At 47.5% G+C, this 23,880-nt stretch carries 19 protein-coding genes; 5 read left to right on the top strand and 14 right to left on the bottom strand.

Translation table 11 applies throughout. The features are described 5' to 3' along the window. Nucleotides 1–93 precede the first annotated feature (93 nt). From AB4Z50_RS27595 to AB4Z50_RS27635, 9 genes are all read right to left on the bottom strand, one after another. Nucleotides 94–714 carry an FMN-binding negative transcriptional regulator gene (locus AB4Z50_RS27595; RefSeq protein WP_441884306.1) on the bottom strand — a complete coding sequence of 207 codons (621 nt, stop codon included), beginning with the start codon at nt 712–714 and terminating at the stop codon, nt 94–96. Nucleotides 715–861: 147 nt separating this feature from the next. Next, nucleotides 862–3,015 carry an MMPL family transporter gene (locus tag AB4Z50_RS27600; RefSeq protein WP_441884309.1) on the bottom strand — a complete coding sequence of 718 codons (2,154 nt, stop codon included), beginning with the start codon at nt 3,013–3,015 and terminating at the stop codon, nt 862–864. A 54-nt stretch (nt 3,016–3,069) separates the two neighbouring features. Next, nucleotides 3,070–4,215: an NAD(P)/FAD-dependent oxidoreductase gene (locus AB4Z50_RS27605; protein ID WP_441884312.1), complete on the bottom strand. Its 1,146-nt coding sequence runs from the start codon at nt 4,213–4,215 to the stop codon at nt 3,070–3,072. 1 nt (nt 4,216) lies between these two features. Then, nucleotides 4,217–4,951 carry a methyltransferase domain-containing protein gene (locus AB4Z50_RS27610; protein WP_441884317.1) on the bottom strand — a complete coding sequence of 245 codons (735 nt, stop codon included), beginning with the start codon at nt 4,949–4,951 and terminating at the stop codon, nt 4,217–4,219. Continuing rightward, a complete protein-coding gene (locus AB4Z50_RS27615) occupies nt 4,944–6,098 on the bottom strand; it encodes a type III polyketide synthase (protein ID WP_441884448.1) in 1,155 nt (384 codons plus the stop codon). The genes AB4Z50_RS27610 and AB4Z50_RS27615 overlap by 8 nt, the downstream gene beginning before the upstream one ends. 316 nt (nt 6,099–6,414) lie before the next feature. After that, nucleotides 6,415–8,613, bottom strand: a complete 2,199-nt coding sequence (locus tag AB4Z50_RS27620) for a 5'-nucleotidase C-terminal domain-containing protein (RefSeq protein WP_441884451.1) — start codon at nt 8,611–8,613, stop codon at nt 6,415–6,417. 271 nt (nt 8,614–8,884) lie between these two features. Further along, entirely contained in the window at nt 8,885–9,745 is an 861-nt protein-coding gene (locus AB4Z50_RS27625) for a metallophosphoesterase (RefSeq protein WP_441884320.1), read from the bottom strand. 21 nt (nt 9,746–9,766) lie between these two features. Further along, a complete protein-coding gene (locus tag AB4Z50_RS27630; protein ID WP_441884323.1) occupies nt 9,767–10,729 on the bottom strand; it encodes an alpha/beta fold hydrolase in 963 nt (320 codons plus the stop codon). Between the two features lie 24 nt (nt 10,730–10,753). Then, nucleotides 10,754–12,259: a DUF4153 domain-containing protein gene (locus AB4Z50_RS27635; RefSeq protein ID WP_441884326.1), complete on the bottom strand. Its 1,506-nt coding sequence runs from the start codon at nt 12,257–12,259 to the stop codon at nt 10,754–10,756. A 127-nt stretch (nt 12,260–12,386) separates the two neighbouring features. On the opposite strand from AB4Z50_RS27635, the gene AB4Z50_RS27640 reads away from it, so the two are divergent. The 3 genes from AB4Z50_RS27640 (at nt 12,387) to AB4Z50_RS27650 (ending at nt 15,484) form a co-directional block, all read left to right on the top strand. Next, complete coding sequence (locus AB4Z50_RS27640) at nt 12,387–14,171, top strand: ABC transporter substrate-binding protein (RefSeq protein WP_441884329.1); 1,785 nt, start codon at nt 12,387–12,389, stop codon at nt 14,169–14,171. A 94-nt stretch (nt 14,172–14,265) separates the two neighbouring features. Continuing rightward, the gene (gene thpR, locus AB4Z50_RS27645) at nt 14,266–14,814 is read left to right on the top strand and encodes an RNA 2',3'-cyclic phosphodiesterase (protein ID WP_441884332.1); all 549 of its coding nucleotides are present in this window, start codon (nt 14,266–14,268) and stop codon (nt 14,812–14,814) included. A 295-nt stretch (nt 14,815–15,109) separates the two neighbouring features. Beyond that, on the top strand, nt 15,110–15,484 hold the full coding sequence (locus tag AB4Z50_RS27650) for a DUF2500 domain-containing protein (RefSeq protein WP_441884335.1): 375 nt from the start codon (nt 15,110–15,112) through the stop codon (nt 15,482–15,484). A gap of 64 nt (nt 15,485–15,548) precedes the next feature. Here AB4Z50_RS27650 and AB4Z50_RS27655 read toward each other — a convergent pair whose 3' ends face one another. From AB4Z50_RS27655 to AB4Z50_RS27670, 4 genes are read right to left on the bottom strand one after another with little or no spacing between them, the layout of a single operon-like run. After that, nucleotides 15,549–16,211, bottom strand: coding sequence for a metallophosphoesterase (locus AB4Z50_RS27655; RefSeq protein WP_441884337.1), 663 nt, complete (start codon nt 16,209–16,211; stop codon nt 15,549–15,551). A 9-nt stretch (nt 16,212–16,220) separates the two neighbouring features. Next, nucleotides 16,221–17,405 carry an ABC transporter ATP-binding protein gene (locus AB4Z50_RS27660; protein WP_441884339.1) on the bottom strand — a complete coding sequence of 395 codons (1,185 nt, stop codon included), beginning with the start codon at nt 17,403–17,405 and terminating at the stop codon, nt 16,221–16,223. Beyond that, a complete protein-coding gene (locus tag AB4Z50_RS27665) occupies nt 17,402–19,072 on the bottom strand; it encodes an ABC transporter permease (RefSeq protein WP_083682448.1) in 1,671 nt (556 codons plus the stop codon). The genes AB4Z50_RS27660 and AB4Z50_RS27665 overlap by 4 nt, the downstream gene beginning before the upstream one ends. A gap of 15 nt (nt 19,073–19,087) precedes the next feature. Further along, nucleotides 19,088–20,200, bottom strand: a complete 1,113-nt coding sequence (locus AB4Z50_RS27670; RefSeq protein WP_441884342.1) for an extracellular solute-binding protein — start codon at nt 20,198–20,200, stop codon at nt 19,088–19,090. 171 nt (nt 20,201–20,371) lie between these two features. Here AB4Z50_RS27670 and AB4Z50_RS27675 point away from each other — a divergent pair, with 171 nt between their 5' ends. Both AB4Z50_RS27675 and AB4Z50_RS27680 read left to right on the top strand, forming a co-directional pair. Further along, nucleotides 20,372–21,274: a LysR substrate-binding domain-containing protein gene (locus AB4Z50_RS27675; RefSeq protein ID WP_441884345.1), complete on the top strand. Its 903-nt coding sequence runs from the start codon at nt 20,372–20,374 to the stop codon at nt 21,272–21,274. A gap of 35 nt (nt 21,275–21,309) precedes the next feature. Continuing rightward, nucleotides 21,310–22,152 carry an SDR family oxidoreductase gene (locus AB4Z50_RS27680; RefSeq protein WP_441884454.1) on the top strand — a complete coding sequence of 281 codons (843 nt, stop codon included), beginning with the start codon at nt 21,310–21,312 and terminating at the stop codon, nt 22,150–22,152. Nucleotides 22,153–23,094: 942 nt separating this feature from the next. Here the strand turns inward: AB4Z50_RS27680 and AB4Z50_RS27685 are convergent. Beyond that, complete coding sequence (locus AB4Z50_RS27685; RefSeq protein WP_441884348.1) at nt 23,095–23,880, bottom strand: IucA/IucC family C-terminal-domain containing protein; 786 nt, start codon at nt 23,878–23,880, stop codon at nt 23,095–23,097.

Below are 23,880 nucleotides of genomic sequence, written 5' to 3' on the forward strand. Positions count from 1 at the left end.
AAAACTGCACCTCCAATGTTAGATGGTGTCTAACAATGGGGGTGCAGTTCAGTTCGTCTGGTTTTTTCATTGTCTTTTTTATTTTTTCATGCGCTACAAAGATGATCTCTTCACATTATCCTTCATCAGCTTTGCAATCTGCCTCGATTGAACATCCTTCTGTAATTCCAGCGCATCGATGACTCGTTCTTGTCTTTCTTTGGAATGATTTTGGCTCAGCTTCCATTTGCCTTCTATTTTTGAAATATGAATTTTAAATCCAACAATGCCTTTGGACAAGTTGTTAATGTACGTTGGGTCAGCTTGACTCATGCTCCACGGATTTGGCATGCTTGATTCATAATGGCTAACCGATTGATCTACGATTTTGAGCAGCTCCGCATGATCTTCAATGAGCTCGACATGACCATACACATGAACAGCGGTATAATTCCACGTCGGCACGGAATTTGGCGTTTCGTACCAAGAGGATGAAATGTACGAATGAGCTCCAGCGAAAACAACGAGTACTTCCCCTTTTAAGCTTGCCCAATGCGGATTTGCTTTTGCCATATGACCATACAAATAACCTTCGCTTTCATCTAACAGCAAGGGGAGATGCGTTGCACAAGGCTTACCTTCATGTTGTGAAAATAAAACAGCAAAGCTGTTCTGCTCCATCAGAGCGTATAGTGTCTCTTTATCCGTCACTTCAAACGATTGAGGTATATACATGAAATGTCTCCTCTGCTTTATGATTATTCAAACTATAGCACAAATCAATTCCCGCTATAAGAAATAAAAATAAGGCGCAATTATGCTTGTCCTCAAATAGGCAAATGAAAAACGACTGCCGAAGCAGCCGCAATACGCATACGATTTCTATTGCTTCAACCAGCTCGGAGCCCACCAGTTCCATTTTCCAAGCATGAGCATTAAGGAAGGTGCCAGCACCATTCTAACAATTGTTGCATCAATAAATATGGCCGTCGCAATGCCGATGCCGAGCTGCTTTACGCCTACTACTTCGCCAAATGCAAAGGGTGCGGTGACGACGATCATGATAGCTGCAGCCGCGGTTATCACATGACTGACGGAGGAAAGCCCCTTTCGTACAGCCTGCTTATTGCTGCGCGTATGATGAAATTCCTCGCTTATGCGCGAGATGAGAAAAACGCCGTAATCCATACTAATTCCAAATACTAATCCAAAAATAAATACCGGAATCATAATGGCAATGCTGCTCGGCTCAATCCCCAATCGGCCATCCATGAAGATCCATGTCAGAATACCAAAGGATGCTCCTATACTCAGAAGATTGAGGAGGATAGTTTTGAGAGCAATGAGGACGGAACGAAAGGCAACAAAAAGCACGATGAAATTCGTAACGAATAGAAAGAGCAGCACATAAGCTAAGCTTCCAAAAACATGATCGAATACTTCCTGCTCATACTTGGCCTCTCCACCAAGCGAGAAGAATATTTTTGATGATTCCCCTCTTCGCTCCCACTCCCTCAGCCAATTCATCGTCTCGCGAGAGGATGGTTCGCCCGCAATCGTCACTTGCAGCAGCATTTGATTATTTTTCAGAAATGGCTGGAGCGCCGGCTGGAATTTCTTATTTTGCAGTGGCCGCTGCATGATTGTTGTCAAATACTCGGGTGACAAATTAAGCCTAGAGAATACCGAGTCCACCCTCAAGACGCTCGGGTCTTGCTCCAAGCGCTTCGTCAGCTCAAAGGCATTCATCCAATCCGCTTGCTCCAGAAACAAGCTATCCCCGCGAGCAATAACCCATACCTTTGATGTGGAGGGCAGCTCAAAAACAGCCTCTGAGGTCTCAGCGGCCAAACGAGATTCATAGTTTTGAGGCAATGAAGCCTCATCTGGAACAGCAGTCTCCATTCTACTAAGGGGCAACAAACATAGGATAAGCACGCCCCCTGCCAGCATCCCCATCACCATGGGCCGTTTCATTACCAAATGAGCAAGCCCATCCCATACGGATGAACGACTGGTACCAATCGGGCGTGTTTTTTTCGTTTGCATGGAAGGCAAGCAAATCGCAAACAGTGCAGGCAGCAGCGTAAACGCGAGCAGCAGCGATACGGCTACTACTGTCATCGCTCCGAGCGCAATGGACGAGAACATGGGCAGCGGAATCCAGATAAAGCTCAGCAAACCCAAGAAGACACAAGCTGCCGATACAAAAACAGCTCTGCCAGCTGTCTTCATCGTTGCAGCAAGCGCCTGGATAGGCTGCTTATGCCCTCCGAGTTCCTCGCGAAATCGACTAACGAGCATAAGTGCAAAGTCGATGCTTAGGGCAAGTCCCACCATCGGAATCACATTCAGAACAAAATTGGACAGCGGCAATTGGGTGCCTATTCCATATACAATTCCCATAGCAATCGTCACTCCCGTTATACCAATAACGATGGGGAGCAGCGCAATAATGATTTTACGGAAAACAAGCCACAAGATCAGAAAAGCAAGCGGTATACCGATCATCTCTGCTTTTGCTAAATCCGCATGACTAGCCTCATTTACATCACCTTGAATAACTGATTTGCCTGTCACTTTTATCGAAATTCCGCTGTAGGCGGGCAAAAGTTGATTTAACTGCTTTAGCGTATCCTCCATCCGATAAGGTGGAGCGTCGAATGAAAGCATTGCGTACGCGTAGTTCCCTTTCTGCAGTTCCTGCCGCTCAAGCGGAGAAATAATATTAGTCAGACCCTGAGTCCCGCTCACCTGCCGAAGCGTCTGTTCAATAAAAGCATGAAATCGCGACTTCGATAAGTTGTCCGTTTTCTCGAATAGCAGCATGACCGGTGCTTCTGACAGATTAAAATCGGATGCGAGCACCTGCTGCACCTTTGCATAACTTCCCTTTTGCGGATACAAGCCATGGTCTTGTACGACGGAATCCAGCCTAAGCGCATGACTGCCAACTAAGATAAGTGCAATTGACCATAAGAAAATACACACTCGCGGAAAGCGAAAGGATAGAAGTGCTAGGCCGTTCATCCCCATGAATATGCACCTCCAAAGTCAGTCACATCCGCACGCTGCTCATTGGCTTCGCCTTTACATCCGGAATGGCTTTAATCTCGTCGCCCGGACGAGCCCCTGTGCAAGTGGAGGGGCTATTCGCGCGGCGTTTGGCAGCCAACTAGACACGGTCGGCATATGAAATAACCATTGCAGGAAGCTTCCCCATCGCAGCGGCCCCTCAAATTCACGTTTAATTGCCCTCGTATACGCATGCTTCCAATCAGCCATAGTAAGACTTCCATTTAAATAGCTGTCAACAAGCGGAGCACATAGAGCAGCTGAGCGAAGTGCCATGGACATTCCATCTCCACAAAGCGGCGGAATCATCGCACCTGCGTCGCCAAGAAGCGGAAGCTGATCCCACGCGAGCGGCTTATGGTTCAAATGAACAGGCGCTACTGCCGCCTGCGTTCCTTGAACAGGCTCCCCAAGCGCGAGCTTCTCATGCAGCCTCGGATTTCGCCTAGCAGCGGCGTTCATGATCCCCAGTATCGTCTTTCCTGCATCTGCAAAGCTATCGCGAGCGAGCAGAGCCGAAGCATTCACAAGCCCGTCTTCTACCGGGCATAATCCTAAGTAACCGCCGCGGAAGAAATACAGCTCAACAACCGGCTCCATAGCTATGCCGCGAAAATGGGATTTCACGCCCATGTACGAGGGCTTCGCCGTCTGATGTTGCTTGTAGCCCGGTAATCCTGCATGCTTATTTGCTCCCCAAGCGGCGATGACAGTACGAGCCTCAACTGAGCTGAATTTACCGTTTTGTTTTGTTTCAATGGAATAACCAAAATCAGTAGGCTTCACTGCCGTCACTGTCGTTCCCGTTTGCAATTTTGCGCCCGCTTGCTGCGCCGCTTGATGGAGCGCGGCATCAAGCGAATATCGACTGAGACCCCATGCCGCACTTGAAAGCGGAATATTGATCTCAGCGCCATTTTCGAAAATTAAACGTATCCGCTCTATCAGGCTTGGTCCCAGCGCTTTAATAGACTCGCTTAAACCAAGCACCTGTAGTGTTCCTTGCGCTTCGGGAGATAGAAACTCTCCACACACCTTATGGCGCGGAAATGATTGACGATCGAGCAGCAGCGTCTCCCAGCCCTTATCGGCAAGCGCTTTGGCTAAGCTGCTCCCAGCTATGCCCGCTCCGAGCACAGCTGCATCCAGTATACGCGTCATTTTACTCAGCTCCGTCAAATGGACTGTTATGTGACTTGCTAATAACGACCGCATATCGGAACAAAGGTCTCCAGCTGTAGCTGATAGAACCGTTGCTCAGTTTTTGGCCAAGAAGCTTCCAATCTTTTGCGCGAAAACCCTTGGCAACCGATAATGGACCGTCATGCAAAATGTATCGATTAGTGGAAATGATCCGAGTCGTCAGCCATACCGCAGCCCATGCGATCCAGTGACGGTGGATGTCATTGACAACCACGCCAAGCCGTGCTGCCTTGAGCATACTTGCAGCTGCATGCGGCAGCTCCTCTTCTGAGAAATGATGCAAAAACTGCGTCCCCGTTACGATATCCGCACTGCCATCATCCAGATCAAACAAATCGCCTTGCTTAATCTGGACTCTTGGCTCCTTCTGAAAAACCAGCCTAGCTTCCTGGCAAGCCTCTTCCGTTATATCCACGAGTTGAATAGAAAGGTCAATTCCCCGTCCATCAGCCCACTTCAGCAGCTCATGGTTCACATCGCCTGAGCCCGCTCCAACATCAAGAATGGTCAGGCTTCTCGGCTTATTCGCTTGCTCCCAAAGTCGTTCGACGCCGTAAATCGTCGGTGCGGCTGCAACAAAAATACGGTTCAGTTGACGAAGCTGGCGCAAAGCCTCGTGCAGCTCAGCCCCGCCAATTGAAAAATCATCCATAAGCTCGGCAGCTACAGCCCGATGACGCAAGCTTCTAGACATAAGCCTCGTCCGCCATTTGCTCTTGATCCCCCGTTAGTACAGCGGGAACATAAGCAATTTTAATCATCTCAGCGGTTAAGCCTGGACCAAATGCGAGTGCAATGCCGCCTACTCGCTCCGAGCCTGTTTCTTGAAGATGCGATCTCATGGCATTCAGCACGAACAAAATCGTAGCAGAGGAGACATTGCCATAATCGCGCAGCACGCCTAAGCTATGCGAGGTTTGCACATCCGTAAGCTCGAACTTATTTTGCAAAATATCGATAATACCTTTGCCGCCTGGGTGGATTGCCCATAGATCCAGCGCTTCATCCCCGCATAATTGCTTTACTTCCGCAGGTATAAACTCGCCGATCAGCTTCGGAATATGCGGGGAAAGGTATAGGTCAAAGCCGTGGTTGCCAACCTCCCACACCATTTCCTCTGCGCATTCAGGCAGCAGAACCGAACGTTCTTCGCCTAGCTTAAAAATAGGCCTGTGATGCGGCTTGCCCGCACCAATGACACAGGCTGAAGCTCCGTCCCCGAAAAATGAAGCGGCAAATAACGATTCCTTATCGCCAGATGGCTGAATATGAAGCGTGCATAACTCGACGCATACAACAAGTACATTGGCGTTACTGTCATTCGATACGATTTGTCGTGACAGGCCAATGGCTTTAAGCCCCGCAGCACAGCCGAGAAAATTAAGCGGGATACGGGTTATCGTGGGGGCAAGTCCTAATTGATGTATGATCGCTGCATCCATTCCGGGCAAAAATTGTCCGGTACAGCTGACCGTAATGAGATGTGTAATCTCAGCCGCATCAACCTCTCCATCTGCCAAAGCTTGTCTCGCTGCATGAAGCCCAAGTGGAACGGATTCCCGCTTATATATCCCCATACGTTCCGCTGTCGAAGGTGCGGTCTCCGGTGAAGCGCTCGGCAGGTAGCGGCATTCGGCTGCTTCCGCGAGCAGATTCGGTTCACAAGTATACCGGCTTTGCACGCCGCATTGCTTAAAAATCCTTCTTCCCCAACGGGCGGAATCCGGCTTATCGCTTAATGCATCGACTAACCTTCGCGCTGTATCCGCTTGATCAACAAGATGAGGCGGAACCGCCGTACCTATCCCTAATATCGCAATACTCGATTGTGAATGCTTCATATCGTAATTTCCCACCCTCTCCAGACAAGCATAATCGGACAAGTTTTCTGCTTTTAACAAGTCTATTCATTGCTTCTCCTCGTTATGCAAGTGAGTATTACATCGTTTTCCAATCATTTGTAATAAACTTGAAATATAATTTTCATCTCGTTTTAATGAAAGCCTACTATAATGAAAACAACCCCCTTTTGTAATATATATAATGAAGACCCACAGCACCGAATGCTGTGGGTCTCTTTTTGTCTATTTTGGAAAATAGTATTTACCCAAAAAGTGCCCAGTCTACAAAGACTGGGCACTAAGCTAAAATAAAAAATTAAATCATATCTACATATTTACCATACACATATGCTATTTTCCCTTTATACGAAACCTTCACCCAGCCGTGCTCCGTTCCTAACACTTCAAGAACAGTACCTTTTGGTACAGCCGTATAAATCTTTGCCTTCGAAGAAGCTTCAGCACGAACATTCAAGAAGTATGCTGTAACCTTTGCTTGCTTCTTAACGTCCGGCTTTACTGTTGGTTTAGGATCAGGTTTAGGATTAGGCTTAACTGGTTCCTTTGGAATGATTACTTCCGGAGTAGTTACCTCTGGGGTAGTCACTGCTGCCTTAATCGCCGCATTCAGTTTATGGTAGAACTCACCTTTTGTCTTCACGCCGGCAAATAGACTTTGCTCCACCTTTGCTTTGTTAGACAACTCAGCTATTTCATTTTCAGTGACCGCATCCAAAATGTTAATTGAGGCTACATTGGTATATTTGCCATCCTCCGTTTTCGGAATCTCCAATATACCGGTATTAATAAGCTCAACTACATCTGCGCGTTCAGGAGATTTCGTATCTACACCTGTAATTTTCCAATTGCTTTGAATTTTAGGCTCGTATACACCTTTTTTCACGTCTTTTAGGTACGCAATGGCACGATTACGAATGGTTCCGTCCATTTCGCCAAATGTGCTTGCATCCTTCGAAGACCAAAGCTGCTCAAAGTTGCGTCCTTCAAGTGCTCCTCCTTTGGCTTTAAGTGCATCCATCCGATATGCGTTCATACCGAGTTTGATCACATCGTCCGATTTGATGCTGCTGCCATCCATTTTACGTAAGTTCGTGATTCTACTGCCAGCAGGCTTCGTTAGATCAATTTCATATTTGACGCCGCCAAAAAAATCGTTTGTGCTATATTTGGAAGCGCGGCGTGTCTTATCAAAGCTAACCGTTACATCACCAGGTCGTGTTGAGTTAAAATAACCTGCTGCCCATTCCATGTAATCTTTCAAATCTTTGCCCGTTACTTGGTAAACGGTAATTTCTCCTAGAGCAAACTGATAGTTATAGGCAATATCTTTTTTCTTAATAGGGCCTACATCCAGCCGCGCCTTATCGTTATCAATCTGATGAGCAACGACATCTGCCTTGCTGTAATACAACATAACCTCGTTAAAGAAGTCTGATAACGGTGTTTCCTGAATTTGTACAGTCGGAATATCATTAATCTCATTTTTAGCTACAAGATTCATTCCTTTAAGCTGTGCTACTTCGATATTCGCATCTGCCCTAGCAAAATCATGATACGGCTGCAGCGTGGATTCCAATGCAGGATCCGATACTTCAGTCGTTCCATCAGCCGCTTTAACAGGCAATGCAGCAGCTTTCTTATCTTTAAGAACTACCTTATCACCTTGCTTCGTGAACGTAAGGTCGATACGAGAAACATGCGTTCCGTATTTATCCGGTTCAACAATTAAAACGCCATTCACCGTATCCTCTTTAATAAGCTTGTGCATGTGACCTGCAAAAATAGCAGCCAGCTCCGGGTTGGCATTGGCAATATCAGCTACGCCAGTACCTGGTACACCATTTTCGTTCTCCAGCCCCATATGCATAAGACCAACCATTACATCTACTTTACCTTCTAATTCCTTGATTGCTTTTTTCGTTTCATCAACAGGATTTTTGAATACAATCCCGTCTAGATGATCCGTTCCTTTTTCAAACTCAGTCGTCATTGGCGTATCCATTCCAATAACTCCAATTTTTATACCAGCTTTTTCGATAATGGTATACGCAGGCAAGAATCGATCACCATTGTCCTTATAGATGTTCCCGCCCAGCCTTTGACCTTTATACTGAGTGGTAATCTTATTGAACACATCGAGCCCGAAGTTGAACTCATGATTGCCCATTACCCATGCATCAAAGTTCATTTCATTCATGGCTACCATCATCGGAGACTTCGGTTGATCATTAAATAATTCAGCCGAATTGCCCTGAATCATATCCCCTGCATCCAGTAAAACCGTATTCGGGTTCTCTTCTCGAACTTTTTTGATTATTGTAAATAACTGCGTTAAACTCCCCGTGGGATTGGGACCGTCAAGAGCATAATCCCATGGCATAAACCGTCCGTGAATATCCGAAGTACCTAGGATGGAAATCTGGGTATCCGTGCTTGCCGATTCAGCTGCTTTTACCGAACTCGGAACAAAATTGATAACGCTTCCAAACAACATGAGAGCAGCAATCACTAAACTTACTTTTTTCTTCATCTTCATTATGACTCTCCTTTGGTGGTTTGGATGACTAGTAGGAACGTTTTCATTCTATAGTATAGCTAGTATTTTGGACATAGCCGAAACGAACTTATTTATTGCAAAAGCGGCAACAGCGAAACAAGTTCGAAGAGGAATCGAACTCATTTCGCTGCTGCTTTGCTGTGCTGCCATTGGATTCTTTTGCTATTAGAAAGAGAGCTTTTCTAAATAATTTCGTGCTTGCTAAGCATTACGGACGCGTAAGCTCAACCAGTACAACCTCTGGACGATTAAATATTCTTTGCGGAAAAATGCTATTGCCGAGTCCGCGGCTGACGATCATCGTTGTGCCGCCTTCCACGTATTTGCCTCCGTCATACTTTGGCAAGAAACCTTGCCCCGGGGCTACGAGCCCACCCAAAAAAGGCAACCGCACCTGTCCGCCATGGGCATGGCCGGAGAAGGTTAAATCGATTTTGTGTTGCGTGTAGACCGAAAAAAGTTCCGGGCGATGCGATAAAAGGATGGTGAGCGTGTCGGAGTTGTTTTCCGATTCGGTTGCTTGCATAGCCGTCGCCATATTTTCATTCAGCTTCGCAACATCGCCATCAGCCTTTAAATTAAAAACCGGATCATCCACGCCAGCCATTCGAATCTCGCCATTACCCAGCTTTATCATCTCGCTTTTGTTGCGCATCACATGGACGCCCAGCTCTTTCAACGCCTTCTGTAATGTGGTTAACCTCGGGCCATATTCATGGTTTCCGGTCACATAGTAGACAGGAGCCAGTTCCGTCATTTTGCGCATCAAGGTAAGGCTAGTTTCTGCATTGTATCTTCTGCTATCAACCAAGTCGCCTGTCATTACAATGAGGTCCGGTTTCAGCTGTTTTACCTTGCTCGTAATTGTGCTTTGCTCCTTGCCGAAGGACTTGCTGTGAAGATCTGTTAAGTGAACGATACGATAAGAGCTGACTCCTTCAGGTAGCTTCGCTGAGCTGATTTCATATTTTGTTATTCCGATCGCATTATTTTCGTAATAAAGAAAAGYGGCTACTACAAGAATTGCTAATGGTAATATCCACAACAAACGTTTTTTGGTCATGCGCATTACTGCAAAACTCCTTACATTTTAGCGATAACTAGACAAATCTATTTCATCTAATAAACGATTAACAGCGTGAATGACAGCATCTGGTCTATGAATATGAATAGAGTGCCAGCTATCCTCGACTATAATCTGATTCGTGCGCTTGGTCAAATTTGTAAGCTTCCGCTGCCCCTGCTGCCATTCCTCATTCTGCTTCCCTGCGCTTAATACGATAACAGGCAAATCCTGCTTAAGCGGCTTGGCAGCTTTTAATTGTAGGCTGCTTTCCATCGTGCTAAGCAGCTCAGCATAGACAGCCCTATACGCACTTACCTTGTAGCCTAATGCGCGTACTGGCGCCAGCCATTCTTCCGGCAAACGCTTAGAGCCGATATGCTGCTTTAACCATCTCGGTATGCCAAGCGGCGCCAGCATATAGCCTAGTCTATATTGAGAACGGTGGCTAAACAGCTGTTTTTGCCGGCCAGCGGTTGTTTGCTCCGGCAGATAGCGGCTCTCGTGCGTCGCATCAACAAGAACAAGGCCGCATACTTCCTCAGGATAACGCGAGGCGAACAGCCTCATAATCATCCCGCCGTAGGAATGGCCAACTAGCAGATAGGGTGGAGCTGCGCCAAGCGTTCTCAGCAGTGAACGCAAATCATCAACATAAGCGCTGCAAGTAGGCAGATCAAGCACCGCCTCACTCCAGCCAAACCCTGCGCGATCATAAGTAATCACGTTCGCCTTCGTCGAAAGCGCCGGAGCAACGAGTGCCCAATCCAGCGAGCAACCGCCCATCCCCGCTTCTAAAATAATTGTTGGCGAACCATGACCCGTCACGGTAACATGCAGCTTGCGTGAGCCGATGTCGGCATGCCAGCCCGTAGGTTTAAGTTTTTTTTGCTCATAGACCGTTATCAAATACTGTACGATTAACAGTGGAAATCCGACAAGTGAGAGGATAAGTCGAATACTACGATCAAAAAGGGATATTTTCATCATACAAACGACCTTGCCTTTCTCCAATTATTTAGCCCGTTGCTTCGATAGATTCCAAGATTGCCACTTGTTATGCTTATGGGCCTTATCCTGAAGCTTATTTATTACTCCGTTCAGCCCCTTCAACTCCGGATGCTTCGCTTGCAGCTTTAGCAGCGCCGGCGCCGCATCTGTGGACAGCGTGCCGAGATAAGCGATATCAATCTTACCTGTTCGTTCGTAGCGATCACCATTGTTCTCAGCAATCCGCGCATCTATGTTGATATAGTTCATCACAACAAATGCAATAATAGATATGCATATATAGACCTTGCCCATCGAGAAATGCTCTTTCCATATACGCAGTAATGCAATGACGAGCAAAAAGCCCAGATAAATCATAAAGCCATGAACGAGTAGTCTTGTCTGTGTGAAGCCGTAAGCCTCCTCGTACAAAGAGAGCCTGCTGTAAGCGGAAATAAGCATAATGATTGTACAGCCTATCAACACGGTAAGAGACAGCTTGCGAATCCACTCCGCTGCTGCGCTAGTGCGCCGAATAAGATGCAAACCGCACATAAGCAAGCAAACGTTAATGAGTGCAACCATAATTAATTCCGCAAAACCTCTGCGTGCATATTCGGCATACGCAGCTCCCTCAGGCAGCAGACCGTTTGCCGCTCCGAACAAATAGGAGAACTGAATGATAACAAACAGCACGTAAACGATATTAATACTGACAAGCAGCGTCCCAGCAGTGATGGGATCAAATTCGATACGTCCGTTTGGCTGTATCGCAGCAGCCGGCGTGTCTGTCGGTGAGTTTTTTGTTGTATCTGTTGCCTTATTAAAGAGCAATCCCCATATGTAGCAAAAAGCATAAAAGGCGAATACTGCTGCTACGATTATGCGCCAGATGCTCTCCCCTAAAGAGAAACGATCCATGGCGCCCGGAATCTCAAGCAGCCAAGATAGGAAAATTTCATCCGCTGAAGCAAGCAGCGCAATAACGACAATAAGGATAGGTGCGGACAGGAGCAGTCCTAGCGATATTTTGCCAAACTTGCTTCTCGCCGAGTTCTCACCTTTCTCTTTTCCTCTCAAACGATCATTAACTAGGTTAAACGGTACGCCTATAAAAGCAAACGGCTTAATTAAAGCCAGAAATAATAGCTCTGTATAAAATACGCCTCGGTACCATGGCTTCACACTACTGCTCGTCATAAGCACCGTCTGAGAAATGATCAATGCAAATAATGCAAACATATTCAGCTGACGGAACAGACCGTTATCATATAGTGCATACGTCAGCGTTAGTAAAAAGATTGGAATGAGCAGCAGCCAGCCAGATCGTGCTTGACCTTCCCATTTCTCAAAGCCCCCCATCCTCCCCTTTATGGAATAAAAAAACAACCCATAAAAGCTGGCAATGAACACGATAACCGAAATGCCTGCGGCAGCTCCTACGAACAAATATTGACTGACTAGACCAAACAGAAGGGCAAGAATAAGCATTTTCTCATACCTTTTTTGCCATGGTGCTGGATCTCTCATTTTTCACTCACTCCATCTTTAAACTGGATTTGTTAATTTACTCCTTTTATTGTARCCTAGAAAACAAGAACAAAAAGTGTAAGTTATAATTGGAAAATTTCATATTTTCGAGTTAGGAGTAATTTGCATGAAAATCCGCAGGCATTATCTCGCGCTTAGGCGCTCATATCCGAGTATTCAAGAGAATATTCCCTTCGAGGTTACAACACAGGAGCTCGCAAATTTGCTCGATTGCACACATCGGAATATGGTACTTTTATTGAAACGTATGCAGCAGGAAGAGTGGTTAGTGTGGGAGCCAAAGCGGGGACGCGGCAATCGCTCTGCCCTCTCCTTCCTCGTCAGCAAGGAACAAGTCGCGCTGGAGGAAGCGCAAGAAATGATGCAAAAGCAGGATTTGCATTCGGCGCTTGAGCTTCTCCAGCAAATCGAAGAAGCGCCTTTGCTGCGCGACCAATTTCAGGAATGGCTCTCTGGTCAATTCGGATTTCATTCGGAGGTGCAGGGCAAGCGGCGCACTGATATTTTGCGCTTCCCGCTTCCGCAGACGATCTATTCGCTAGATCCGGCAGCTATCCATTACACGGGCGAGTCCCACCTCGTTAATCAAATATTTGACGGGCTCGTTCGCATCGATCCGAGGGGCGAGCAGATTTTGCCGCAGCTTGCCCATGCGTGGGAGGTGGATGAATCGCGTACGCGCTGGACTTTCTATTTGCGCAAGGGTGTTCTGTTCCACCATGGCCGTGAGCTGGATTCATCAGACGTCAAGTATTCGCTTGAACGGCTTAAACGCCTTGCACCGCAAGGGCTCTACAGCTGGGCTTACACCAACATCATTTCTATGGATACACCGGATGACACAACCATTCGCATTCAACTATCCGAGCGCAATGAAGCTTTTCTCTCTTTTTTGACAACTAATCGCGCCTCTATCGTGCCTCAAGATGCTTGTTCGGCAGCTGGAGAGCAATTTGGCAGCAAACCGATTGGTACAGGTCCGTTTCGATTCACCGGAAATGATCAAGGCGTCTGGATATTGGAAGCTTTCGCTACCTATTTCCGCGGGAGAGCATTCCTCGACCGTGTAGAAGTGTGGACCGTTGCTGAAGAGGCAACGCGCGAAAACCACGCTGAGCTGCAATCGTTTCAAATCATGCACAACGCGAGACTAACGGATATGGCAGCTGAACGATGGCAGCAGGTTAGACAGTCCGGCATGACCTGTAAATTCATCACAGTTAATGAACAAAAGCACGGCTTGCTGGCAAACCCCGCTATACGAGCGGCAATTAACCTCGCTATCGAGCGGACAGAGCTTTTGCAGCTGTTATCCGGAGATGTCATTGAAGGAGTTAACAGCTTCTGGCTGAACCAGATTGATCAAACGCAGGATGCAGCCCCCATTGATTGGAGCGTAATCAAGCAAGCGCTTGCCAGCTCCGGCTACCAAGGAGAACCGCTGGTACTAGCTACGATTCCGCAATATGCAGCCGATGCAGAGATCATTCAAAAGGTATATGCGAAATCAGGCATTCCACTGCAAATTAATCTCATTCCTGCCGAGCAATTTAAAGGAACAGCACGCATGTCCGCCGATCTGCTGCTTTTCGCTGTCATGCTGGACGAGCATCGCGAGCTGAGACTAATTGATTTGTACAAAAGCATGCAGCAGCATGCGCTTCCCGAGGTTCATGATATGCTGGAGCACAGCATCCAGATGATATTGGGCGAGCCGGATCGAGCACGCCGAGAAGCGATATTCATAGACATCGAGGCTCAGCTCAAAGCCAGGCACAGCTTGTTTTTCCTCTACCGTAAACATTTGAAAACTGCGTTCCACCCTTCCGTGCGCGGCATTTCATTGGAATCGCTGGGCTGGGTACGCTTCCGCGATATTTGGTTTACTTAAAGATATTTGAAATGGAAAAAAAGGCCAAATCCAACGTGCAGAATGAATGGTCCGAGTGTTATGGCTGCATACTGAGATTAGGAGGGAAAATATAATGCGCTTGTTCGTGGCTATACCTGTATCACCATCTGTGTCCAAGGAGCTGGAAAGCTGGGCAGAAGATCATAAACATACGCTGCCTTTCCGTAAATGGACACATCCGAGCGATTACCATATTACGCTTCAGTTTTTAGGCGACACTTCGGCTGCTCAGCTTGAAGAGCTGGCAGCCGCTCTAAAAAAAGTAAGAGCAAATGCTTTTTCCTTAACTTGGAGCGGAATCGGAACGTTTGGTCCGCCCGCTGCTCCACGCGTTCTATGGGGTGCTGTTAGCGGAAACTTAAAAGAACTGTCCGCTCTTCACGAGGAGATTATTCGGGCAACGAGTTCAGTCGGCTTCATTCCAGACGATCGTCCCTACGCGCCGCATATCACGCTTGCCAAAGGATTCGCTGACGCTAATCGAATGCCAATTGAAGCAGCGACGTCTATTGCCTCATCGTTCAGCTGGGAAATCGATCAGTTTGTGCTCATGCTCACCCATATGAACGAGTCCCCTATGTACGAGATCATCGATCGTTTTCCGTTACATCAGCAGGAATGAGGCTTAACTGCTGTCAAAATAAAAATGATCCCGCTGAGCGGCTATCCAGCTATCCGACGTGCGCAGCGTCCAGCCGCTCTTTTCTGCGTGAGCCTATATCCTAACTCTATTAAGCCCCAACAATCCGCTTCGTTACTCCCTTCCTTTTTATTAATTAACCTCAGCTTTTGCAGCCTATACCGCATCAGACTAGTCGGAAGAACGTATTAATAGTAAAATTAATGACATGAAAAGAAAAGATTGGATGTGATGGTTTGTGAATGGATTTGGATTCGGCCCTCCAGGCGGAGGAATCATGTTTACGATTGTTCCTATATTTATAATGATCGTATTCGTGCTCGTTATTGGCGGCATTATTTTTAGCATAGTTAAATATTTCAAAAATTCGACCGCGCCAAAAGAAACGACTTACGCGCGCGTTGTAGCCAAGCGCATGGACGTTCGCCATCATACGAATCACCATAACCACGACGGAGTAGGGCATAGCAGCAATTCATCCCGTACGTATTATTACATCACGCTTGAATTCGATAATGGCACTCGCAAGGAATATGTAGACGTCAAAAATTTGTACGGCTTGGTTGTTGAGGGTGACACAGGTTATGCGGCAGTCCAAGGGGATTGGATCGTTGCTTTTGAACGAAATAGCAATATAAATAGCTCTATTTAAGAAAAGAAAAAGCGCTTAACCCGTAAAGGCAAACGGGCAGCGCTTTTTTTGTGAGTTAAATGGGTTAGAGCTTAAGCAATTTGAAATCGCCGCCGCGGCTCTCTGGCGCAGTCGAGCACGAATAGCTCAATTGGCTGCTGACATCAAGCAGTGTTAAGCGACAGCCATGCTTGGCCCCAGTATCAATGGCGAGCCGTCGATTTCCTTGCCATATGGCTCCAGGGGAAGAAGCATCCAGCTTGAACGTTGGCGTATGGCCAAAAATAATGGTGTACGCGTGCGCCTCGTCCGAATCAGGTAAAGGCGTATAAATAAACTCGTCGCGAATTTCCGTTAGGTCCTTCTTTTTTTGCTCATGCAGAGGGACACCTGGCCGAATGCCTGCATGAACGAATAAATACTGGCCGACTACTACATACAATGAAAGCTTGTGCAGCCATTCTTTCGTTTCCGGGTGAAGCGCACTGCTGGACTCAGCGGATGCAAGAAGCCGCAGCTCCTGATTTCCGAGCAATGCCTGTGCACCTTCGTTGATAAGCTGGTGAATCGTATCTAGCGTGCCCCATGTAGCGGGCCTATCGGCATCGATGTAGTCGCCCAGCAAAATAAGCCGATCATGGTGCGGGTTATAAGCTGCTTCTTGAAGCAAAAGCAGCAGTTCTTCTTCATAACCGTGTATATCTGCAATGGCTAAAAGACGCGAGTCTGTTTTTGTTGGATTATACAATTGAATCGACTACCTTTCTTCCTCATTCGGGTAAATGAAAGCAGAGCGAATGGCTAGCTTTATCGTTACATGCTCGCCAGCCTCTAACGGGACTGCGAGCACTAGATATACCTTCTGGCCGCAGCTCGTTTGTGCAACTGCACGCCAGCGATTGCCTTCAAAGGTGCAATGAAGCACTTGAAGCTGAATCGTATTGTCTGTCCGCTCCTGCGGTGAAGCTAATGAAAACACGGCTGCGGCGTCTCTTCGCTCGACGACCTCAGCTTCCTCAGGACGGAACATAATGATTGCTTGCGAATGGTCACTTAAGTTCTGCTGCTCTGGCGCGAGCAAACCGTGAATGATCGATGAGCCGATGCGAACAGCGCTGCCGCTGTCTCCGTTTATGACCTCGCCGCGCAAGCCGTTGATTGCTCCAAGCAAAGAAGCTGCCCAGCGGCTGGCCGGACGCGTGAAGCATTGCTGCGGCGTGCCCATCTGATCAATTTGCCCGTTGCGCAAAATAAGCAGCCGATCGGCCATAGCGAAAGCTTCCTCCGGGTCATGCGTAACATGGAAAACGCTCATCCCTAATTGGCGGAATAAATACGCCATCTCGGTGCGCATTTCTACGCGCAGCCGCATATCAAGGTTGGAGAGCGGCTCATCGAGCAGCATCAGCTTCGGCCTAGTAGCAATCGCCCTCGCAATAGCGACCCGCTGCTGTTGACCGCCAGAGAGCTGCGGCGGCAGCCTGCGCTCAAGCCCTTCAAGATGGAGCATCGCCAGCAGCTCCTGAACGCGCTGCTGAATATCCGCTCGAGCCATCTTGCTTCTATGCAGCCCATAAGCGATGTTATCGAACACATTCATATGCGGCCACAGCGCATAGTCCTGAAACACCATGTTCACCCCGCGCTTCTCAGGGGGCATCATGACAGACGGGGAGGCGATAATTTCATCGCCCAGCTTAAGCTGGCCGCCGTCCGGCTTCGATAGGCCGGCGACGAGCTGGAGCAGCGTCGACTTGCCGCAGCCTGACGGTCCAAGCACGCTTATAATCTCGCCTTCGCGCATGTCGAAAGAAATTCCTTTAAGCGCTTGAAACGATCCGTAGCTTTTCATTAAACCAGATGCTGCAAGCAGCGGTTTGGGAGCGGCTGGCTTAGGCTCATTTGCCTCGTCATACCTTTGCTGAATCGCAGTCGATGTCATGTATTTGCCTCCTTGCGGCGGAGCATGAGCTCAACCGCCAAAATAATCATAATAACGATAAATGATCCAACGACGGTTGCCGCTGAAGCATAACCAAAATCCAAATCCTCGAATGCTTTGTTGATCGTAACGGGCAGCGTGAGGAAGTTTGGCGGGAACAGGATCGAATTCACCGCTAAGTCAAACACGCTGGAGCCAAATGCAGCAAGGCCCGCAGAGAGCAAAGCGCCTCTTATTAAAGGGACAAGTATGAAACGGACGCGGCTTGCGAGCGTACCGCCTTGCAGCTGCGCGGCAGTAAGCAGGCTAAGCGGCACTTTCGCCATTGCGCCGACCATCAATCTCGTAATGACGGGAATAGCGCCGGCGATTGCGGCAAGCACAAGAATCCAAGGCGTTCCGTACAGGAGCAAGCCGATCGAATCGAGCCATTTTTGATTCCAGACGAAAATATACCCAATGCCCAGCACGACGCCGGGAACAGCAAGCGTGACGACAGAGAACACCTCAATCGTCCGTTTAAATTTGAACTGTGAGTAGGTTAAGACATAAGCGACGCACAGCCCGAATAATAGGCCAAGCAGAGCAGCGACTCCAGCGATCATTAAGGAATGGGACAAACCCTTCAGCAGCGTGCTTGAGCTATGGAATAATTCCCTGTAATGCTCCAAGGTGAGATTCGCTAGCTTCATACCGCCTGACTGTGTTTTGAATATGGACATCAGTACGTTTGCGCCTATCGGAATGCCGATGACTACGGCAAGAAATAACAAGTTTAGTGTGGTAAGAAGCACAGCAAACTTTCCAGCCGGCTTCGGTACAGACCGCTGCGCCCGTGCCGATAAGAAATCAAAGCGTGAGCGGCGCATCGCATAAAATTGGACGAACATCGCAATGCCGATTAACAATACGAGATAAAAGGACAGGACGCCTGCCATATCGAATCGTATGGGCGATGTGTAAATAGCCGAGTAAATGGAATAAGGCAGTGTCGGAAAACGATAAACAGCGGCAATCGATGCAGGTAGCCCGAAATCGCCGATTGTATCCATAAAGACAAGCGCTGCTCCAGCCCAAACAGCAGGCATAAGCAGAGGCGCTTGGATCGTACGCCATACCGTGAAAGCAGATGCTCCGGATAGGCGAGCTGCGTGAGACAGCTGATCAACCTTCCACTCCATCGCCGCATGAACACTCAAATAAGCGAATGGGAATTTGCTTAAAGTCATAATAAAAATAAGTCCAGCAGGCTGAAAAACAGCGCTCGTAACCCAGTGCCAGCCGAGCAGGTTAACAGCGATGCCGCCTCCGGCAGCAAACAGCACCCAGCCCTGCGCTAAAATAAACGAAGGCGTAATAATGAGCAGCCAAACGGAGGCATCCAGCAGCTTAGCTGTTGGAAATGACCAGTTGGCGCGTATCGTTGCCAGCACACCGCCGAGAATCGTAGCGAGCACCGTCGTTCCAAGTCCAAGCACAACGGAATTTTCAAGTGATTTTTGCCATAAGGGACGCTTGAATATTTCGAGCAGCAGCGCAAGATCCCCGAGTTGCCAATTGCCGAAGAAAACCCCAGGCAGCAGTACTTGAATAATGACTGCCGCCAAGGGATATAAGACGAGGATGAATAGGATGATACTGACAAACCATCCTAACCGATCCTTCATAAAAGTTTGCATCGTTTACTTAACGGACTGGTCGGCGAACCATTGCTTGATTGCCGCTTCATTTTCAGATGCCCAGGAAGCGTCGGCTGCAACGAGCTTCGCATCGGCTGCGCGATCTTGCTTGGCATTTACGCCGTTAACGGAAGGCTGGAAATAACTCTCGTCGCCTTGATCAATTAAAGCTTGCTGCGTTTTTGGATCGAGCAAAAATTCGATAAACGCTTTAGCCGCATTCGGGTTTTTGGTATCCTTCTGAATCGCAGCTACCCGGACTGATGCGGGAGCGCCTTCTGCCGGCCAAATAATTTCGATAGGCTCGTTGTCGTTTTTCATCGCATAGGCATTGCTCTCTTGCAGTGCTGCGATCGAGATTTCACCAGCGGCGAGCGCTTTGACAACGTTTGGATTTTTGGGATATACACGAAGCCCATTGTCCATCAGCGAGCTAAAGAACGTTTGTCCGCCATCGATTGTTTTTTCTTTAAAAAACCAAGAAACAAAAGGATAAGCAGGAGCTGCGATCGCTGGGTCAGCCATGCCGATCAAGTTTTTGTACTTCGCATTCGAGAAGTCTTCCCATGATTTTGGCGCATCCTCCGCCTTCACTTTGTCCTTGTTATATACGATAACTCCCGCAGCATGTGCGCCTGTAGGAACATACCATTGCTTCTCAGGCACAAAAGCTTTGGCAAAGTCAGTTAGATTAGCGACGTTATTCGGCGACCAGCCTTCAAGCAGTTGACCGCTTGCCCCTAGACCATAAATGGAAGGCATCGCATCCAGCCAAATGACATCCCAGTGCGGATTACCTTTTTCCGCTTCAACACGGGACATAATTTCTGCTCCGTTGCCCGCAACGACCTCCAGCTTGTAGCCGGTAGCTTCCTCAAATAATGGAGCGATAATGCTGTCAAAATCGTTCAAGTATACAGTAAGCGTTCCTTTATCCTCCGTGGCAGCTGTTTCTGTCGCTTGCGCTTCTTCGGTAGGAGCCGTCGTTTGTGTATTTCCGGCATTTGCTGCCCCTTTATTCGTATTTCCGGCATTTCCGTTGCCGCATGCAGCAGTTAGTGCCATCAATCCAGCTAGCAAAACGGTTCCAAGCCAGCGTTTCCTATTCGTTTTCATCGTTTTGATTTCCCTCCACTATCTGTTTTGCTTACCTCCTAACTTTAGCAACGGTTTGTCAGATGATTGTTAACGTAATGTCGAGATATTATGAAATATAATCGATAGATATTGATATACATATAGATTTAATCTATATTAATAGGCAAAAAGCGAGGGAGTGAGCAAGCGATGAATGTACAGCAGCTGCATGTGTTTATGGAGGTATGCAGCGGTCGAACGCTCGCGGAAGCTGCAGATAAGCTGGGACTTAAGCAGCCGACAATCAGCTTTCATCTCAAAAAGCTTGAGGAGGAGCTTGGCGTGGAGCTGTTCCGCAAGCACTCGCGGAGCCTTCAGCCAAGTGAAGCTGCTGTGGATCTGCTTCCCTATGCGAGGCGAATCGTTTTCCTTATGGAAGAAGCTAGGCTTGCCATGCTGGAGCGCCGTGAACAAGGGGAAGGCCGTTTGAGGCTGGGGGCGAGCTACACGCCAGCAACCTATGTGATGCCGCCGCACTTTGCCGCCTACCGCAAGCTGTATCCAAAAGTAAGCCTCATGCTGACCGTGAAGCAAGCAGCTTCTGTGCTTGCGATGCTGCGCAGCTATGAGATCGATATAGGCATCGTCTCTCTTGGCGAATCGCTGGAAGAAGGCCTTATTATACAGCCGTTAGTCGCTGATGAGCTGAAGCTCCTGCTTGCGCCGGAGCATCCGTTAGCTAACCAGGCGCATGTAGAGGTCGAAGAGCTTAGACATGAAACATTTCTGCTGCATGAGGTTGGCTCAACCTCGCGTACCTTGTCCGATGAGTGGGCAGCCGGGGCTGGCTTGCAGTGGGAAAGTGTTATGGAGCTGGGTGCGATCGAAACGATCAAGGAAGCTCTAAAATGCAATATGGGTGTTGGCATCCTGCCGCGCCGAAGCGTCATCCGAGAAATCGAAGCCGGCGAGCTCGTTATGCGCGATCTGCCTCAGTATGTAAACCAGCGGCATATTTGTTTGGCGTACCGCAACGAGGATCAGCTGTCTCCACATGTCAGATCGTTTATTGAATTTGTACGGCATACCTTTGCTGCACATGATAAGCTGTAAATAACGAATATACGGAGGTGGCTTGGATGAGCGATATGACAGGAAAGGTCGTAGCAGTAACTGGCGCCAATTCCGGCATGGGGCTTGCGACAACGGTCGAGCTTGCGAAGCAAGGGGCGCATGTCGTGATGATATGCCGCAGCAAGGAGCGCGGCGAGCTTGCACTTGAACAAGCGCGCAGCCAAAGCGGCAGCAGCGATATTGTCCTCATGACCTGCGATTTGGGCTCGTTTGCCAGCATTCGCACCTTCACTGCTGCATTTAAGCAGAAATATAGCCAGCTTGATGTGTTGATCAACAATGCAGGGGTTGTCGCCTTGAAACGAAGCATAACCTCGGATGGATTTGAATCGCAAATAGGGATCAACCATTTGGGACATTTTTTGCTGACTAACGAGCTGCTTGACCTTCTTCAACGTGCTCCGCAAGGGAGAATTATCAATGTATCTTCAGGTGCCCATAAGGCCGGAAGAATACATTTTGACGATCCGAACCTAACGAGGGGCTACAATGTCGCAAAAGGTTATGCGCAATCGAAGCTCGCGAATATTTTATTCACGAATGAGCTGGCAAAGCGTCTCGCAGGTACGAGGGTGACGGTTAACAGTCTTCATCCCGGGGCGGTAGCGACCAATATTGGCGTAGATCGCAAGAGCGGCTTCGGTAAGACGGTGCATAAGCTGCTCAAGCCTTTTTTCAGAACGCCGCTTGAAGGGGCAAAGACGGCAATTTATTTAGCATCCAGCGATGAAGCGGCAAATCTGACCGGCCAATATTTTATCGACAGCAAAAGCGTTCAAACGGCAAGCAAAGCGAGCAATCCCGAGCTTGCGGCTAATCTTTGGGCATGGAGCGAGCAGCAGGTCAAACTTACATAATACGTGTCTAATTAGCAGTTCTAATCGAACAACGCACGGGATAAACTGAAAATCCATCAACTTATGGAGTCTGCAGAATGCTCAGCATGGCACTTCTCGCTTATTGCGTGAGCTGAGCACACAGCTAAAATTTAACAGGAGCTTTTCCAGCTAAATATAAAATAGCAGGAAAAGCTCCTTCTATTTGTGATGGAAACTGCTCAAATTAGCAATTAACAGGATTTACTCCTGCTAATTCAACGTATAATCGCTAAAAAGTCGCTTTGCAGCAAAATTACATGGAGCATTTCCTGCTAATTAACTCAAATGAATGCGTAGCTTAAAAATTAACTGGAGCTTTTCCAGCTAAATWWAAAATAGMAGGAAAAGCTCCTGCTATTCACTATTTGTGGTGGAAGCAGCCCMAWTTAGCAATTAACAGGATTTACTCCTGCTAATTCAACACATAATTCCTAAAAAGTCGCTTTGCAGCAAAATTACATGGAGCTTTTCCTGCTAATTAACTCAAATGAGCGCGCAGCTTAAAATTAACTGGAGCTTTTCCAGCTAAATATAAAATAGAAGGAAAAGCTCCTGCTATTCACTATTTGTGGTGGAAGCATCCCCATGAGGACATGTCCAGCATTCGAAAAAGTTTATAAAAGAGGCATCCAACTCCCTAGCGGACGCCGCCAAAGTGATCCCTTTAACTGCCATTACTTCGCTCAAATGTTCATAGCTGTAACAGGAGAAACCATTCTTTCCTATTTAACATAAATTCGGATGAATAATGTTTGTAAGCTGCTAAAGAAATCCCGAGCTTCAGCTCTATGACACCGGCTGTCAAATGGCATATGTGGAATTAAAATATATTTCAAAATCCCTTTTATATTAAGAACCAATAAATAAAATGAGCAATCGCCTTACCCCCAAAAGGTGACAAGACGATTGCTCAATGTCCAGCTATTTATGGCATTCGAAAGGTTTCGGACAAGCTCTGCAATATTCCGCCGAAGACATTTCATAATAGAAGCAGCAGGTTTTGCGAATATCAGGCAGCTCGCTCATCGTGCCTATATTCGTTTTGCTCAAAAACTTCTTAAACGGATTGCGGCGTTCTCCAAATAAGCTTGCTGGTGCAGTCTGCGTTATAAACGTGAAATCCTCACGAAGTCGTTGTAAGATTGCCGGATTCGTTTCTTCCTCTAGCCCGTCCTCATAAAGCGGAGCAATTCGAACCATCGCATTCTCCCATAAGATCACTATAGGTATTCCGCCAACCATAGATAAAGCACGAAATAATGGAGAAATATGCTCTGCAAAAAGTTCTCTTATTACCTGATCCCGCCACTCTTTCCGCTCCCCAGCTACCGGTTCCGTAACGCTTGGTTCTTCAAAGCTTAAATTAGGAAACTTGGATTTCGTCACATTGAACTCGCTGTCGCTAGGTGAAACCAAGCGGCAATTGTCCAACGTCATGGTCAGATTCTTGTTGTATACCGTCATCGCATACAGAACAGGAGCAACGACTAGATAAGCATATCGCTTCGCGAGCATCGACGCAGTTACTCTTCTTGATGGCGAAGCTATTTCGCTCCCTAGCCGATCCAGATAGGTTTCGCATAGCTCCTTATTCAATAAATTTCTTGAATAAATGGAGCGATCAGCGGAGTCAGTATTATTTTCATAAGAGAAGTTATATCTGCTTTTTAAATTACCCCACTCCGACTTTGAAAGCTTTGCTGACAT

Source organism: Paenibacillus sp. 2TAB26 (assembly GCF_052115145.1).
In the GTDB taxonomy this organism is placed as follows: domain Bacteria; phylum Bacillota; class Bacilli; order Paenibacillales; family Paenibacillaceae; genus Pristimantibacillus.

What these genes read in the sequence shown, in the direction of transcription:
- AB4Z50_RS27620 (WP_441884451.1), bottom strand. Translation starts at nt 8,613, where the DNA reads ATGTTGTTTGGAAGCGTTATCAATTTTGTTCCGAGTTCGGTAAAAGCA.
- AB4Z50_RS27640 (WP_441884329.1), top strand. Translation starts at nt 12,387, where the DNA reads ATGAAAATCCGCAGGCATTATCTCGCGCTTAGGCGCTCATATCCGAGT.
- AB4Z50_RS27650 (WP_441884335.1), top strand. Translation starts at nt 15,110, where the DNA reads ATGTTTACGATTGTTCCTATATTTATAATGATCGTATTCGTGCTCGTT.
- AB4Z50_RS27680 (WP_441884454.1), top strand. Translation starts at nt 21,310, where the DNA reads ATGACAGGAAAGGTCGTAGCAGTAACTGGCGCCAATTCCGGCATGGGG.
- AB4Z50_RS27615 (WP_441884448.1), bottom strand. Translation starts at nt 6,098, where the DNA reads ATGAAGCATTCACAATCGAGTATTGCGATATTAGGGATAGGTACGGCG.
- AB4Z50_RS27660 (WP_441884339.1), bottom strand. Translation starts at nt 17,405, where the DNA reads ATGACATCGACTGCGATTCAGCAAAGGTATGACGAGGCAAATGAGCCT.
- AB4Z50_RS27670 (WP_441884342.1), bottom strand. Translation starts at nt 20,200, where the DNA reads ATGAAAACGAATAGGAAACGCTGGCTTGGAACCGTTTTGCTAGCTGGA.
- AB4Z50_RS27600 (WP_441884309.1), bottom strand. Translation starts at nt 3,015, where the DNA reads ATGGGGATGAACGGCCTAGCACTTCTATCCTTTCGCTTTCCGCGAGTG.
- AB4Z50_RS27605 (WP_441884312.1), bottom strand. Translation starts at nt 4,215, where the DNA reads ATGACGCGTATACTGGATGCAGCTGTGCTCGGAGCGGGCATAGCTGGG.
- AB4Z50_RS27685 (WP_441884348.1), bottom strand. Translation starts at nt 23,880, where the DNA reads ATGTCAGCAAAGCTTTCAAAGTCGGAGTGGGGTAATTTAAAAAGCAGA.
- thpR (WP_441884332.1), top strand. Translation starts at nt 14,266, where the DNA reads ATGCGCTTGTTCGTGGCTATACCTGTATCACCATCTGTGTCCAAGGAG.
- AB4Z50_RS27630 (WP_441884323.1), bottom strand. Translation starts at nt 10,729, where the DNA reads ATGATGAAAATATCCCTTTTTGATCGTAGTATTCGACTTATCCTCTCA.
- AB4Z50_RS27665 (WP_083682448.1), bottom strand. Translation starts at nt 19,072, where the DNA reads ATGAAGGATCGGTTAGGATGGTTTGTCAGTATCATCCTATTCATCCTC.
- AB4Z50_RS27610 (WP_441884317.1), bottom strand. Translation starts at nt 4,951, where the DNA reads ATGTCTAGAAGCTTGCGTCATCGGGCTGTAGCTGCCGAGCTTATGGAT.
- AB4Z50_RS27635 (WP_441884326.1), bottom strand. Translation starts at nt 12,259, where the DNA reads ATGAGAGATCCAGCACCATGGCAAAAAAGGTATGAGAAAATGCTTATT.
- AB4Z50_RS27595 (WP_441884306.1), bottom strand. Translation starts at nt 714, where the DNA reads ATGTATATACCTCAATCGTTTGAAGTGACGGATAAAGAGACACTATAC.
- AB4Z50_RS27675 (WP_441884345.1), top strand. Translation starts at nt 20,372, where the DNA reads ATGAATGTACAGCAGCTGCATGTGTTTATGGAGGTATGCAGCGGTCGA.